Origin of the sequence: Serratia sp. OS31 (assembly GCF_014164835.1) — a bacterium.
In the GTDB taxonomy this organism is placed as follows: domain Bacteria; phylum Pseudomonadota; class Gammaproteobacteria; order Enterobacterales; family Enterobacteriaceae; genus Serratia; species Serratia liquefaciens_A.
In genome coordinates, this window is the sequence record NZ_JACJFQ010000007.1 from 30,843 (window position 1) to 45,164 (window position 14,322).

12 protein-coding genes are annotated in these 14,322 nt (G+C 59.0%); 7 read left to right on the forward strand and 5 right to left on the reverse strand.

The window, feature by feature from the left end; all coding sequences use genetic code 11:
- Nucleotides 1-161: 161 nt before the first annotated feature.
- From xdhC to H5P17_RS08300, 5 genes are all read right to left on the reverse strand, one after another.
- Nucleotides 162-935 carry a xanthine dehydrogenase accessory protein XdhC gene (gene xdhC, locus H5P17_RS08280; protein ID WP_182822287.1) on the reverse strand — a complete coding sequence of 258 codons (774 nt, stop codon included), beginning with the start codon at nucleotides 933-935 and terminating at the stop codon, nucleotides 162-164.
- Nucleotides 919-3,321, reverse strand: a complete 2,403-nt coding sequence (xdhB, locus tag H5P17_RS08285; protein ID WP_182822289.1) for a xanthine dehydrogenase molybdopterin binding subunit — start codon at nucleotides 3,319-3,321, stop codon at nucleotides 919-921. Before xdhB ends, xdhC begins: the two co-directional genes overlap by 17 nt.
- Entirely contained in the window at nucleotides 3,314-4,744 is a 1,431-nt protein-coding gene (gene xdhA, locus H5P17_RS08290) for a xanthine dehydrogenase small subunit (protein WP_182822291.1), read from the reverse strand. Before xdhA ends, xdhB begins: the two co-directional genes overlap by 8 nt.
- The gene (guaD, locus tag H5P17_RS08295) at nucleotides 4,741-6,072 is read right to left on the reverse strand and encodes a guanine deaminase (protein ID WP_044550878.1); all 1,332 of its coding nucleotides are present in this window, start codon (nucleotides 6,070-6,072) and stop codon (nucleotides 4,741-4,743) included. The genes xdhA and guaD overlap by 4 nt, the downstream gene beginning before the upstream one ends.
- A gap of 310 nt (nucleotides 6,073-6,382) precedes the next feature.
- Nucleotides 6,383-7,558 (reverse strand): ROK family transcriptional regulator, encoded by a 1,176-nt coding sequence (locus H5P17_RS08300; RefSeq protein ID WP_044550875.1) that lies wholly within the window; start codon nucleotides 7,556-7,558, stop codon nucleotides 6,383-6,385.
- 100 nt (nucleotides 7,559-7,658) lie between these two features.
- On the opposite strand from H5P17_RS08300, the gene H5P17_RS08305 reads away from it, so the two are divergent.
- The 7 genes from H5P17_RS08305 (at nucleotide 7,659) to fecR (ending at nucleotide 14,280) form a co-directional block, all read left to right on the forward strand.
- Nucleotides 7,659-8,909, forward strand: coding sequence for an extracellular solute-binding protein (locus tag H5P17_RS08305; protein ID WP_182822293.1), 1,251 nt, complete (start codon nucleotides 7,659-7,661; stop codon nucleotides 8,907-8,909).
- Nucleotides 8,910-8,918: 9 nt separating this feature from the next.
- Entirely contained in the window at nucleotides 8,919-9,827 is a 909-nt protein-coding gene (locus H5P17_RS08310; protein WP_182822295.1) for a carbohydrate ABC transporter permease, read from the forward strand.
- Entirely contained in the window at nucleotides 9,817-10,656 is an 840-nt protein-coding gene (locus H5P17_RS08315; RefSeq protein WP_182822297.1) for a carbohydrate ABC transporter permease, read from the forward strand. The genes H5P17_RS08310 and H5P17_RS08315 overlap by 11 nt, the downstream gene beginning before the upstream one ends.
- 20 nt (nucleotides 10,657-10,676) lie before the next feature.
- Nucleotides 10,677-11,630 (forward strand): carbohydrate kinase family protein, encoded by a 954-nt coding sequence (locus H5P17_RS08320; RefSeq protein WP_182822299.1) that lies wholly within the window; start codon nucleotides 10,677-10,679, stop codon nucleotides 11,628-11,630.
- Nucleotides 11,630-12,709 (forward strand): ABC transporter ATP-binding protein, encoded by a 1,080-nt coding sequence (locus tag H5P17_RS08325; RefSeq protein ID WP_182822301.1) that lies wholly within the window; start codon nucleotides 11,630-11,632, stop codon nucleotides 12,707-12,709. Before H5P17_RS08320 ends, H5P17_RS08325 begins: the two co-directional genes overlap by 1 nt.
- A gap of 93 nt (nucleotides 12,710-12,802) precedes the next feature.
- Entirely contained in the window at nucleotides 12,803-13,324 is a 522-nt protein-coding gene (gene fecI, locus H5P17_RS08330; protein WP_044550856.1) for a ferric citrate uptake sigma factor FecI, read from the forward strand.
- Nucleotides 13,324-14,280: a ferric citrate uptake sigma factor regulator FecR gene (fecR, locus tag H5P17_RS08335; RefSeq protein WP_044550853.1), complete on the forward strand. Its 957-nt coding sequence runs from the start codon at nucleotides 13,324-13,326 to the stop codon at nucleotides 14,278-14,280. Before fecI ends, fecR begins: the two co-directional genes overlap by 1 nt.
- The last annotated feature ends 42 nt before the right edge of the window (nucleotides 14,281-14,322 follow it).

Here is a 14,322-nt window from a genome sequence, read left to right on the forward strand (position 1 = left end):
GAAACTCCTCCATGTTCACAGAATAAATTGCGCGGGAACCCCAGTTCCCAGGCCACATCCTAGCTTAGGCGCAGTTGGCAGTTTGAGCAAAAACAAGTGATTAGAATGTTGAGTTGGCCTAAGCATCAGGCTTTTTGGCCTTCGGTTTAATGAAAACCTTTTCAGCGTAAACCTTGCCCATAGCAGGCAATAACCTCCCCGGCTACCGCCACCGCGATCTCCGCCGGCAGTTTGCCCTTCACGTCTGGCAGGCCCAGGGGGCAGCGCATGGCGGCGATTGCCGTTTCGCTAATACCGCGTTGGCCGAGCTTGTATTCGAAGCGTTTGCGTTTGGTCAGCGATCCGATCAGGCCAAAGTACCCTGCGTCGCCGCGACGTAAAATTCGCTCCGCCAGCGCCAGGTCCAGCGCGTGATCGTGGGTCATGACGATGAAGAAACTGCCCGGCGGCATGGCGTCGACGATCTCCAGCGGCTCATCGCAGATTTCTTGCTGTACCCCGGCGGGAGTAACCAGCGGAAATTCCGCAGCGCGGCCGTCCACCCAGCGCACCCGGCACGGTAGCGTGGCGAGGATATTCACCAGTGCGCGCCCGACGTGGCCGGCACCAAACAAAGCGATTTGCGGGCGCGGCGAGATCATCGGCTCGAACAGCACGCTGGTGGTGCCGCCGCAGCACTGGCCCAGTCGCGCCGCCAGCGGAAAACGTTCCAGCCGTAACTGCGGCGCGGCCTGTTGCAGCATTTCGCGGGCAATCGCCAATGCCTGAAACTCCAGATGGCCGCCGCCGATGGTATTCACCGCACGTCCGGCGGTTACCAGCATTTTACTACCGCGATTGCGTGGCGTAGAGCCTCGTTCATCGACCAGCGTCACCAGTACGCAAGGCTCACCGCATCGCCGCAGCTCGGCCAGTACCTCAATCCACTCGTCCATCGCCGTTCTCCTGCACCCTATCTGTGACAACGTCACCATGTAACATCTGCTGCACACCCCACAACACCCTTTCCGGTGTGGCCGGTGCGTCGATGGTCGGTTGCCGTTGATAATCCGCCAGGCTGGCGACCGCGTCTTTGATTGCGCACCAGACCGAAATGCCCAGCATAAACGGCGGCTCGCCCACCGCCTTGGAGTGAAATACCGTGTCCTCCGGGTTTTTGCGGTTTTCCAGCAGCCTGACGCGCAGATCGGCAGGCACATCGCCGATAGCCGGGATTTTGTAGCTGGCAGGCCCGTTAGTCAGCAACTTCCCTTGTTCGTCCCACACCAGCTCTTCGCTGGTCAGCCAGCCCATGCCCTGCACAAAGCCCCCCTCGACCTGGCCGACGTCGATTGCCGGGTTCAACGAGTCGCCCACGTCGTGCAGGATGTCGGCGCGCAGCAGTTTGTACTCGCCGGTCAGGGTGTCGATCACCACCTCCGCGCAGGCCGCACCGTAGGCGAAGTAATAGAACGGATGACCGCGAGCCTGGTCGCGATCGTAAAAAATTTTCGGCGTGCGGTAATAGCCGGTGCTGGCGAGCGAAACCTGATTGAAATAGGCCTGTTCGACCACCTGTTCAAAGCTGAAATAACGCTCGGCCACTTTGACCTGACCGTTTTTGAAAATAATCTGCTCCGCACTCACCTGATGCTGTTTGCTCAGCATCTCGATCAGCCGCTGTTTAATGATCAGCGCGGCATTCTCCGCCGCCTTGCCGTTGAGATCCGTGCCGGATGACGCCGCCGTCGGCGAGGTATTCGGCACCTTGCCGGTATCGGTAGCGGTGATTTGAATACGTTCGATGTCCACCTGGAACACTTCGGCGACAATCTGCGCCACTTTGGTGTTTAGCCCCTGGCCCATTTCGGTGCCGCCGTGGTTAAGTTGAATGCTGCCGTCGGTGTACACCAGCACCAACGCACCGGCCTGGTTAAGGAAGCCGGCGGTGAAGGAAATGCCAAACTTCACCGGCGTCAGCGCCAGCCCTTTTTTCAGGATCGGATTTTGCGCGTTGAACTGACGGACAGCCTTACGGCGTGCCTGATAATCGGCACTGTGCTCCAGCTCTGCGGTGATTTCCTGCAGCAGGTTCTGTTCCACCGGCTGGTGGTAATGCGTGACGTTGCGTTGATCCTTGCCGTAATAGTTGGTTTTTCGCACCGCCAGCGGATCGAGCGCCAGGTAGCGTGCAATATGATCCATGACCTGCTCAATCGCCATCATGCCCTGCGGCCCGCCAAAGCCCCGGTAAGCGGTATTGGAAGCGGTGTGCGTTTTACAGCGGTGGCCGGTAATCAGCACATCTTCCAGAAAATAGGCGTTATCGGCGTGGAACATGGCGCGATCGACAATAGAACCCGAGAGGTCGAGCGAATAGCCGCAGTTGCCCGCCAGGCTGATTTTCACCCCGTGCAGCAGCCCGCTGTCGTCGAAACCTACGTCATATTGAATATAAAACGGGTGGCGCTTGCCGGTGATCAACATATCATCGCGGCGGTTAAGGCGCATTTTGGCCGGTCTTCCGGTGAGATGCGCCACCACGGCGCACAAACACGCAGGACCGGCAGCCTGAGTTTCCTTACCGCCAAAGCCGCCGCCCATGCGCCGCGTATCGATTGTCACTCTGTGCATTGGCAGGTTGAGCACCGAGGCCACCAACTTTTGGATCTCGGTCGGGTTCTGGGTTGAGGAATACACCAGCATGCCGCCGTCCTCGGCCGGCATCACCGAGGCAATCTGGGTTTCCAGATAAAAGTGTTCCTGACCGCCGACATGCAGCTCCCCCTGAATGCGGTGTTTCGCCTGCGCTAACGCGCGGTCGGCGTCACCCCGTTGATGACGATGCGCCTCCTGCACCAAAAAACCTTCCCGTAAAGATTGAGTGACGTCCAACCGTGCCGGTAAATCCTGATAGGTCACTTTAATCGCCTGAGCGGCACGCCAGGCAATCTCCGGCTCTTCCGCCGCCACGACCGCAATGACCTGTCCGACGTATTCCACCTTATCTTTCGCCAGCAGCGGATCGCCATGCGTTAAAGGGGCAATATCCAGTTCGCCCGGTACGTCCTGCCAGGTGATCACCCGCACCACGCCGGGAAAGTCGGAACAGGCCGACAGGTCCAGCTTTTCGATCTGCGCATGCGCCCGTTCGCTCAGCCTGGCCGCCAGATGCAATTGGTTTGGAAACTCAAGCCTGTCGTCTATGTATTGCGCCTCCCCGCTGACGTGCTTGTCGGCGCTCTCGTGCTTGCGGCTGCGGCCTACGCCGCTGGTTAACGACTGGCGAAAACGTTCGGCCAGGTGTTCCTGAGTGGGTTCGGTACCTTTGCGATTACTCATGAGCGGTCACCTCAATCGCCAGTTGCGGCGCTGTCAGCGCAATGAAGTAGCGTCGCAGCAGGTTTTGCGCCACCAGCAAACGGTAAGCGCTGCTGGCGCGGAAATCGCTCAACGGCGTAAAGTCCTGCGCCAACGCCCGTGCCGCTTGCTCAAGGGTTTCTCGCCGCCAGGGCTGCCCCACCAGTTGCTGCTCGCAGAGTACGGCGCGTTTCGGGGTAGCGGCCATGCCGCCGAACGCCACGCGGGCACTGCGGATAACGCCCTGCTCAAAGGTCAAATTGAAAGCGCCGCATACCGCCGAAATATCGTCTTCCAGACGTTTGGATACTTTCCAAGCACGAAAGTCCGCCGGTGCGCTGGCAGGCAGTACGATACTTTCAATAAATTCCCCCGGCTGCAGTGCGGTTTGGCGGTAGCCAAGGAAGAAGTCGTTCAACGGCAGTTCACGCTGGGTAGCACCACAGCGCAGGATCAGCAGTGCGTCCAGCGCCAGCAATAAGGGCGCACCGTCGCCAATCGGTGAAGCATTGGCAATATTCCCTCCCAGCGTGCCCTGATTGCGGATCTGCTGGGAAGCAAAACGCGCCAGCAGTTCACCAAAGGCCGGATGATAATTGGCCAATATGGGATACAAATCGCTCAACGCGGCGCCGGCGCCAATCACCAGACGATCGCCCTGCCAGCTTACCTGCCTGAGCGCCTCAATTTGGCCAATAGCGATGATCAGCGGGATATCCTGATGCCGCTGGGTGATTTCCAGCGCCAGATCGGTCCCACCGGCCAGCAGTTTGGCCTGCGGGTGCTGTTGATAGAGCTGCGCCAGCTCATCGAGGCTCTGCGGCAGCAAACAGCGCTTGCCCTCAGCCTCTAGCGGCGTTGCGGCACGGATGGCCTGCAGCCGTTGCAACGTTTGTGGCTGGTGGTGGTCGAAGCTGTCTGGCTTAGGGTTATCGCACGCCTGCTGCGCCGCCGCCAAAATCGGGCGATAGCCGGTACAGCGGCACAGGTTGCCGGCCAGTGCCTGCTGCGCCTGTTCGCGTTGATAGGACGCTGTGTTTTTCTGCAGGCAGAACATCGACATCACGAAACCCGGTGTACAAAAACCGCACTGTGAGCCGTGGCAGTCGACCATAGCCTGCTGCACGCCGTGCAATTCCCCCTGCTGTTTCAGATCCTCTACGGTGATCAACTGTTTGCCGTGCAACGCGCTGACGAAGGTCAGACAGGCATTAACGCTGCGATAACGCAGCCGATCGCCTTCCGGCTCGGCCAACACCACGGTGCAAGCGCCGCAATCACCGGACGCACAGCCCTCTTTGGTGCCGCAGCGGCCAAGGTCACGCCGCAGGTAGTTCAGCACCGTGGTGTTGGGATCGAGCGCGGTTTCACTTTTCAGGGTTTGATTAAGCAGAAACTGGATCATGCCGCCTCCTGGCACTTGGCCGGCCGGTACACCACTTTGCCGTCGACGTAAGTACGATAAACATTGCGATCGTCACCCAGCGTCATCAGCACAAACAGCTGCTCCGCCAGTTCGCGGCTGTTTTCATGTCGCAGCTTTTGCAGCGGCGACACGGCCGGATCCAGCACCACAAAATCCGCCTCTTTGCCCACGTCGAAGTTGCCGATTTTGTCGTCGAGCGACAGGGCTCGAGCTCCGCCCAGCGTCGCGTGGTAGAAGGCTTCACAGGCGGAAAGCTGATAGCGCTGCAGCTGAGCGACCTTGTAAGCCTCACCCAGCGTTTCCAGCATGTTAAAGGTGGTTCCGGCCCCCACGTCGGTACCGATGCCCAGCCGGACCTGCTTCTGCCAGGCCTTTTGCAGGTTGAACAAACCGCTGCCCAGAAACAGATTGGAGGTTGGGCAAAAGGCGATCGCCGAGCGGGTTTGGCACAGGCAATCCCACTCCTGTTCTTCCAGATGCAAACAGTGGGCAAACACGCTTTTCTCTCCGGTCAGCCCGTACTGGTGGTAGACGTCCAGGTAGCTGCGGCTGTCGGGGAATAACTCTTTCACCCAGGCCACTTCATCAAGATTTTCGCTCAGATGGGTGTGCAGGTAGGCGTCCGGAAATTCCTGGCGCAGACGCTGCACCTGCTCAAGCAGCGCCGGGGTGCTGGTGGGCGCAAAGCGCGGCGTAATGGCGTAACTCAGCCGCCGTTTGCCGTGCCAGCGTTCAATCAGCGCACGCGTTTGCCGGTAGCTCTGTTCCGGGCTTTCCAGCAAGGCTTCCGGCGCATGGCGATCCATCATCACCTTACCGGCAATCAAGCGCATATTCAGCGCCGCCGCCTGGCGGAACAGCGCTTCGACCGACTGAGGATGCACGGTGCCAAACACCAGCGCCGTAGTGGTGCCGTTGCTTAACAGCTGCTGCAGAAAGAATGCCGACATTTTGTCTGAGTGCTGTTCGCAGCAGAATTGGCTTTCAGTCGGGAAGGTATAGTTTTTCAGCCACGTCAGCAGTTGCTCGCCATAGGCGCCGATCATTTCGGTTTGCGGGTAGTGAATATGGGTGTCGATAAAGCCCGGCACGATCAGCTTGTCCGGGTAGTGGTCTACCTCAAACCCCGGCGGCAACAGCGACTCGCCCTGCTGCCAGCTGCCGAACCAGACAATCGCGCCTTCATTGAGCAGCATTAACCCGTCAGCAATATGTCGCAGTTGTTGACCTAATTGCTGCGGATGATCCACGCAGGCCGCGATGTCGAAAAAATTGCCACGGATCGCCGTGGTGAATGGCACGTTCATTTTGCTTTCCTTCTCTACCGACCAGCGCACAGCATCCGGCTGAGTCAATTCAGCCTGGAGAGCGATGGCGGTCTTTTTATCGATCGCAGATGTTGATTTAAGAATAGCAAGCCGCGTGCCAGTCGGTTTTTTATTGGGTATTTATCTTTAAAAACAGAAAGATAAAATTCATCGAACAATATTCCGAGCCAACAAAAAATAAGCAGAATATAAGCAAACGGTTGCTCTGAAATAGCAACCGTTTGCTTATATTGGATTAATGATTAGCCTGCACCATTATTGGGCAAGAATATAAATCGAAGGAGGGATTTTATGACTTCAATAACACTTCATAACGGGGGTTGAATTCATCAAACAACGGCAGTGCCGCCGCCCCCAATGCGGCGGTATCCGCACCGGTGGTGCCCAACCGCACCCGCAGGCCATCGAGGTATTTGCTGCGCACCGAGCGATGCAGCGGCGCCAACCGTTTGATCAGTTGCGCCACGAGGCTTTCCGGCATCAGGCCGCCGATAATCACGGCTTCAGCGTCGAACATGCATTCGACGATGTTGATCGCCTGCCGTAACGCAGGCACCGCTGAATCCAGCCAGGCGTCAATCTGCGCCTGCGGCAACGCCAGCAAGTCTTGCGGCCTGGCACTCATCGGATCCAGCCCGCAGCTCTCGTAGGCCGCCTGCAGCGAGACATAACGCTCCAGGCATCCCTGGTTACCGCAGTAGCAGGTGCGCCCGCCCGGTTGCACAATCATGTGGCCGACTTCACCAGCATTGTGCGCATGGCCGGTATAAATTCGGCCATCGGTGAAAATCCCCGCGCCAAGCCCGGTACCGAGATACAAATAAATAAACGAATTCAGCTGTCTGGCTACGCCGTGCAAACGCTCGCCGATGGCGGCGACGGTGGCATCGTTCTCCAGCGTCACCGGCAGGCCGCTTTGCGCGTTAAGTTCAGCCACCACATCGATATTTTCCCAACCGTTGAGCGTGGTTGGCCCCACCGACGAAATCCCTTCCACGCCAAACGGCCCCGGCATCACCACGCCGATCCCCAGCATTTTTCCCCAGGCCAGATCCGGCTGCTGGCGCATTTCTTGCAGTACATCACAAATCAGTTTCAAGGTCGCAGCAGGTTGCGGCTTTTGCACCATAATCAGCCGGTGGAAACGTACGCTGCCTGACAGATCAACCACGATCATCAGCAGGGACTGGTGATCCAGATGAATGCCGATGGAATACGCACTGTCTGGGTTAAGGGTCAACGGCGTCGCCGGCTGACCTCGCCCGCCGGCACGACGCGGCAGGTGCGAGGAGAGAATGCCGGCTTGTTCCAGCTCGGTTGCGATGTTTGAAACGGTTTGCGGCGTCAGTGAGGTCAGCCGGGCAATTTCGGCACGGGTCAGTTCTCCGTGCAGACGGATAGCCTCTATCACTACGCGCCGGTTGTGTGCGCGAGCATGTTCAAGGTTAGTGCCGGACGTCGTCATAACTGCCTATGCAGAAAGGGAAATCGTCTTTGCAGTATGGTGCCCTCCAATAAAGCAATCAAATTGATTTAAAAATCTTTTTAACACCGGAGAACACACAATGAAAAGCCATACCCTTGCCGCTACGGCAGTCTGTACTTTGTCTGCCCTGGCGCTCAGTCTCTCATCCGCCTATGCCGCTCCCACGCAAATTAGCGCGTTGTTTATGACCCAGGCGGCCTACAGTGAAAACGATATCCGCGCCATGACCGCGGACTTCAGCAAACAACACCCGGATATCACCGTTAATCTGGAATTTGTCCCTTACGAGGCGCTGCACGATAAAATCGTCGCAGCGCGCGGTGCCGGCAGCAAGGGTTACGACGTGGTGCTGTTCGACGCCATCTGGCCGGCGGAGTTCACCAAGTTCGGCCTGCTGCAAGACGTCACCGCGCGCATCAGCGCCGACGACAGCGCCAAAATCTTTGCCGGCGCCATGACCACCGTCACCTACAAAGACAAGCGCTGGGGCATGCCGTGGATCCTCGACACCAAATACCTGTATTACAACAAGGCCATGCTGGCCAAGGCCGGGATTGCCGCCCCGCCGAAAACCTGGCAGGAACTGGCTCAGCAGGCGGAAATTCTGAAGCAGAAAAACGTGGTCAAATACCCGCTGGTGTGGAGCTGGTCACAGGCCGAAGCGCTGGTTTGCGACTACACCACGCTGGTGTCGGCCTTTAAAGGCCAGTTCATCCAGCAGGGTAAAATTACGTTCTCCAGCCCGGGGTCGCTGCAGGCCGCCAGCTACATGAAAGCGTCACTGGACAAGGGGCTGACCAACCCGAATTCCCGCGAATATCTGGAGGAGGACGTGCGCAAAGCCTTCTCCAATGGGGATGCAGCCTTCGCACTGAACTGGACCTATATGTACAACATGGCCAACGATCCCAAGCAAAGCAAGGTGGCCGGCGACGTCGATATCGTGCCTGCGCCGGGCTCCGAGGCCGGTCAGGTTTCTGCGGTGAATGGCTCCATGGGCCTCGGCATCGCCAAGGCCAGCGCCCACCCCGATCAGGCCTGGCAGTACATCAGTTACATGACCTCGCAGCCGGTGCAGGACAAGTACGCCAAGCTTAGCCTGCCGATCTGGAAATCCTCCTATGAGGATCCCGCGGTGCAGAAGGGTCAGGAACCGCTGATCGCCGCGGCCAAACAGTCGTTGAACGTGATGCTTTCTCGCCCTGAAACCGCGGATTACTCACGGCTGTCCAACGGATTGCAGCAGGACCTGCAGCAAATCCTGCAAGGCAAAGTCACGCCGCAGGCCGGGCTGGATGCCGCGACCCAAAGCGCTGCACGGTTGCGTTAAGCGATGACGATGCTCACTTTGCCCCAACGTGAGCGTCGTCAGGCATGGGTGCTGCTGGCACCCATGCTGCTGATGATGCTGCTGCTCACCGCCTGGCCGCTGGGCCGCACCCTGTGGCTGAGTTTTACCGATGCAGCGCTGGTCGGCGACGGCGTTGCCCCGGCCTGGGTCGGTGCGGATAACTTTCTTTATGCCCTGTCCGATCCGGACTTTCAGGCCGCGCTGGGGCGTACGCTATATTTCACCCTGGTTTCGGTGGCGTTTGAAGGGGTGATTGGCGTGCTGGTGGCGCTGTTGCTGAATCAAAAATTCCACGGTCGCAATCTGCTACGGGTGTTGGTGATTTTACCCTGGGCGCTACCGACCATCGTCAACGCCACGATGTGGCGACTGAATTTCAACCCGGATTACGGCAGCATCAACGCGCTGCTGACTCAGCTCGGCGTGATCGGCCACTATCGCAGTTGGCTGGGAGACCCGGCTTCGGCACTCAACGCGGTAATGCTGGCGGACATTTGGAAGAACTATCCGCTGATCACCCTGCTGACGCTGGCGGCGTTACAAACCATCCCGGACGATTTGTACGAGGCGGCGCGGCTGGACGGTGCTTCTGCCTGGCGACGATTCCGCGCCATCACCCTGCCCGCCATTCTGGCGCCGCTGGCCGTGGCGTTGGTGCTGCGTACCATTGACGCGTTCAAAGTGTTCGACATCATTTACGTGATGACACGCGGCGGGCCGATGGACAGTACCAAAACCCTGAGTTTCTTTGTCTACCAGGAATCGTTCAGCTATCTGCGCGCCGGTAGCGGTGCCGCCTACGCCGTGCTGATGACCTTGCTGTGCGGCGTGCTGATTGCGCTGTACATGCTGATGCTGTTCCGCCAGCGCAGAAGGAGCCTCGCCGATGAAGCCTAAGATCCGCCTGCTCTTGCGCTACGGCGCCGCGCTGCTGCTGGCGGTGTCGATTCTCGCACCCATGCTATGGCTGTTTCTGATGAGCGTCAGCTCTTCGGCCGATCTGACCCGCGTGCCGCTGGAATGGCTGCCGCGTCACTGGGATTTTTCGCGTTACGCCAGCCTGCTGTCGTTGCAACCCGGCCAACCCGGCGCGTTGTTTCTGCACGCGTTGTTCAACAGCCTGCTGGTAGCCTGTGGCGCGACGCTGATTTCGTTACTGCTGGCCATTCCCGCGGCGTTCAGCTTTTCCCGCTATCCCGGCCGCGACGGTTGGCTGTTCGCCAGCCTGGCGATCTACATGGTGCCGCCGGTGGCTTTCGTGCTGCCGCTGTACTTTATCCTGCAGCAGTTGGCGCTGTTGAACACCCATATCGGTCTGGTGCTGGTCTACTGCTCGCTGATCCTGCCGTTTCTCACCTGGATGCTGAAAAACCACTTTGATGCCCTGCCGAACGACATCGAGCAGGCGGCCCGGCTGGACGGGCTGCGCCAGTGGCAAGTGCTGGTGCGCATTACCCTGCCGCTGGCCAAACCGGCATTGGGGGCCTCGGCGCTGTTCGGCTGGTTGCTGGCCTGGGACGAATTTTTCTACGCGCTGCTGTTTACCAGCAATATTCAGGCGCAGACGTTGCCGGTGACCATTGCCGGTTTCACCGCCGGGCGGGCCACCGATGACGGGCTGATCGCCGCCGTCGGCATTCTGGCCGCAATTCCACCGCTGTTCATTGCCCTCTGGCTGCAAAAAACCCTGGTTAGCGGCTTAACCAGCGGCGGCAGCAAGGGCTAATTTATTCAGGGACAAGAGACATGATGAAGACCAACACCAAACCCACACTTTACGTGGTGGGCAATATCAACGTCGACGTGATCATGAGCACCTTGCAGCAATGGCCACAGCAAGGGACCGAAGCGATGCTCGATCACAGCGAGCTGCGCCCCGGCGGCTCAGCAGGCAACTGCGCACTGGCGCTGGCGGCGCTGGAAACCCCTTACCGGCTGGTGGCCAACCTGGGCAATGACTATTTCAGCCCCTGGCTGGCGCAGCTGTTTCCGGACAGTTCGCCGTATTGGCCGACCTACAGCTGCGAAACTTCGCTGACTTTCGGCGTCACCCACCCCGACAATGAACGCACGTTTTTTAGCAATCAGGGGCATATTACCCGCCTCAGCCAGGACGATGTGCTGCATCAGATCCCGGTGTTGGCCGGCAGCGGTGACACCGTTTTGATGTGCGGCACCTTCCTGTGCACCACCTTGTTAGCCGATTACCCGGCGTTGCTGAAGACCCTGCGCCAGCGCGGCTATCGCATTGCGGTTGATACCGGCTGGCCCCCACAGGGCTGGAGCGATTCGTTACGCACGCAAATCGCCGACTGGCTGCCGTTCTGCGATATTTTGCTGCTCAATGAAGTAGAAACCTGCGGCATGGCGGGCAGCGAAGATCTGTACACCGCCGCTCGCACCCTGAATCGCCAACAGCCTGCCGACGCCGCCTGCGTGGTGAAATGTGGCCCGGACGGTGCGCGCATGTGGTGCGGCGAACGGTTATTGCAGGCGGCGGCACATCCGATCAAGGTAGTCGACACCATTGGCGCCGGGGACAGCTTTAACGCCGGTTTCCTGACCGCCTGCCTGCATGGCCACTCGTCGGCAGTGGCGCTGCGCTGGGGCATTCGCGCCGCCAGCCACGCCATCAGCAGCTCGCCACGCCAGTATCTGGACTGGAATACCCTGAAAACCTGCGCCGGAGAAATGGTCTGATGGCAAGTGTAGAACTGGTAAAAGTGGCTAAATACTACGGCAAACAGCGGGTGTTGAACCCGCTGGATCTGAAGATCCCCGACGGCAGCTTTACCGTGCTGGTCGGCCCTTCAGGCTGCGGTAAGTCCACGCTGCTGCGCCTGCTGGCCGGGCTGGACAGCCTGACGGAAGGCACAATCCTGCTGGATAAAAAGAAGATCAACGATTTGGATCCTGCCGAACGCGACATCGCCATGGTGTTCCAGAGCTATGCGCTCTATCCGCACCTGACGGTGGCGGAAAACATGGCTTTTCACATGCAGGTGATGAAGGTAAGCAAAAGCGAGCAGCAAACCAAGGTACAACAAGCGGCTCGCATTCTGGGGATCGACCCGCTGCTGCAGCGCTACCCCAAAGAACTTTCCGGCGGCCAGCGCCAGCGGGTGGCGATGGGCCGTGCCATGGTGCGTAACCCCAAGGTGTTTTTGTTCGACGAACCGCTGTCCAATCTCGACGCCCAACTGCGCATGGAGCTGCGTGCCGAGATCAAAGCCCTGCATCAGCAGTTCAAAACCACCACGGTGTATGTCACCCACGATCAGATTGAAGCCATGACGCTGGCCGATCAAATCGTGGTGATGAAAGACGGCAATATCGTGCAGCAAGGCAAACCGCTGGAGATCTACGACGCCCCCGCCGATACCTTTGTGGCGCGTTTTATCGGTTCCCCGCCGATGAACCTGTTGGAGGGGGTCGTCACGCCGCGCGACGATCGCCCTGGCGTCGCCTGCGGTGAACTCTGGTTGCCATTGCCCGCAAAATGGCGACATGTGGCGACAGGCAACAAAGTGATCCTTGGGCTTCGTCCGCACGATTTTCATCTGGTCGATCACAGCGAGCAACCTGCCGCCCAACTGCGGCTGATGGAGATCACCGGCGACGTCAGCCTGCTGCATCTCACCTGGGGCGGTTATCGGCTGCACGTGCAGTTCAGCGGACGGGTCAACGCACAGAGCGGCCAGCCGCTGTGGTTGGCTCCCAACCGCGAGGCGATCCACCTGTTCGACGCCGCGACGGGACGGCGCTTGAGTGAAAGTTGAAAGATCGTCTGGCCAGGGACGGCGCCAAACTTGAAACGATAACCATTCTCAATTATCATCCGCGCATCTTTTTTGACCGGCAGCGCGGAACCCATGTCAGCCACAGCCCCTACTTCCTCCGATGCGCTTACACGCCTCTACGCAACCCACCACGGTTGGCTGCGGGGCTGGCTGCAACGTCGACTCGGTTGCGCTTTTGACGCCGACGATCTGGCGCAGGACACGTTCATGCGTGTCATGAAGAACGACTCCGCCGCCACTATCCGCGAACCCAAAGATTTTCTGGTCACCCTCGCCAAACGGGTGATGGTCGATTTCTTCCGCCGTAAAACGCTGGAACGCGCTTATCTGGATATGCTGGCGCTGATGCCGGAGGCGCTGGCGCCCTCACCCGAACAGCGTCACAGCCTGCTTGAAAGTCTGCAACACATCGACAGCATGCTCGACGGGCTGGGGCCGAAGATCAAACAGGCCTTTTTGCTGTCGCAGCTCGAAGGGCTGGGTTATGCCGAGATCGCACTGCGCCTCGGCGTCTCGATCAGTTCGGTAAAAAAATACATGGCCAAAGCCGCCGAGCACTGCCTGTTGTTCAGTCTGGAAACCGAATACCCGTAATGAGTCACACCCTTACCCCCGAACAGCGCCAGGCGCTGAAAATGGCCGCCCAATGGTTTGCCCTGCTGTGCGATGAAAACGTCACCGAGCGTCAGCAACAACAGTGGCAGGCCTGGCATCAACAAAACGATGATCACCGCTGGGCCTGGCAACGCGTTGAAGCGCTGCAAAGCCAGCTGCAGGGCGTACCGGGCAAATTCAGCTACCGCACGCTCGATCAGGCCGGCCGTCAGTCGACGCTGGATCGCCGCACCCTGCTGAAAAGTCTGTTGCTGTTGCTGGGCGTCGGCGGCAGTTGGTTGGGCTATCAGTCCCCGTTGGGCCGCGAGCTGCGCGCCGACTACCGCACCGCCACCGGTGAAATAAAACCCATCGTCCTCAGCGACGGCAGCCAGTTGGTCCTCAATACCGCCAGCGCAGTCGATGTTCGCTACAGCGCCGAAAAACGGCTGATCCTGCTGCACAGCGGAGAAATCAGTTTGATTACCGGTCGCGACGCCCGGCCATTTTGGGTCGAAAGCCGACAAGGTGCCATGCGCGCGCTCGGCACCCATTTTCTGGTGCGAGAAAACGACGGTCAAACGCAACTGACGGTGCTTGAACATGCCGTGGAAGCCCAACTGGCTCAGTTCCCTCAGGAAAAACGGCGGATTAACGCCGGAGAACAAATCAGCTTCAGCGACGTGGCATTCGGCCAACGACAGGCAGCCGGCAACGGCGGCAGCTGGACCCGCGGCGTGCTGAGCGTCAGCCAATGGCGGCTGGATCAGGTGCTTGCCGAACTGGCGCGTTACCGTCACGGCCGTTTGGAATGCGATCCGGCCATCGCCGGGTTGCGCGTTAGCGGCAGCTTCCCACTGCGGGAGCCCGATCGCGCACTCTTGCTGCTCAGCCAAACTCTGCCGATCCGGCTGCAAAGTTTTACCCGTTATTGGTTAAAAGTGGTCCCCGCCTGATTTATTTAAATGAAAATGATAAAAAATCGCATTCTTGATTGT

Bases quoted from the DNA above. Each gene is read 5' to 3' on its own strand.
- xdhC (WP_182822287.1), bottom strand. From the start codon at position 935: ATGGACGAGTGGATTGAGGTACTGGCCGAGCTGCGGCGATGCGGTGAG.
- xdhB (WP_182822289.1), bottom strand. From the start codon at position 3,321: ATGAGTAATCGCAAAGGTACCGAACCCACTCAGGAACACCTGGCCGAA.
- xdhA (WP_182822291.1), bottom strand. From the start codon at position 4,744: ATGATCCAGTTTCTGCTTAATCAAACCCTGAAAAGTGAAACCGCGCTC.
- guaD (WP_044550878.1), bottom strand. From the start codon at position 6,072: ATGAACGTGCCATTCACCACGGCGATCCGTGGCAATTTTTTCGACATC.
- H5P17_RS08300 (WP_044550875.1), bottom strand. From the start codon at position 7,558: ATGACGACGTCCGGCACTAACCTTGAACATGCTCGCGCACACAACCGG.
- H5P17_RS08305 (WP_182822293.1), top strand. From the start codon at position 7,659: ATGAAAAGCCATACCCTTGCCGCTACGGCAGTCTGTACTTTGTCTGCC.
- H5P17_RS08310 (WP_182822295.1), top strand. From the start codon at position 8,919: ATGCTCACTTTGCCCCAACGTGAGCGTCGTCAGGCATGGGTGCTGCTG.
- H5P17_RS08315 (WP_182822297.1), top strand. From the start codon at position 9,817: ATGAAGCCTAAGATCCGCCTGCTCTTGCGCTACGGCGCCGCGCTGCTG.
- H5P17_RS08320 (WP_182822299.1), top strand. From the start codon at position 10,677: ATGATGAAGACCAACACCAAACCCACACTTTACGTGGTGGGCAATATC.
- H5P17_RS08325 (WP_182822301.1), top strand. From the start codon at position 11,630: ATGGCAAGTGTAGAACTGGTAAAAGTGGCTAAATACTACGGCAAACAG.
- fecI (WP_044550856.1), top strand. From the start codon at position 12,803: ATGTCAGCCACAGCCCCTACTTCCTCCGATGCGCTTACACGCCTCTAC.
- fecR (WP_044550853.1), top strand. From the start codon at position 13,324: ATGAGTCACACCCTTACCCCCGAACAGCGCCAGGCGCTGAAAATGGCC.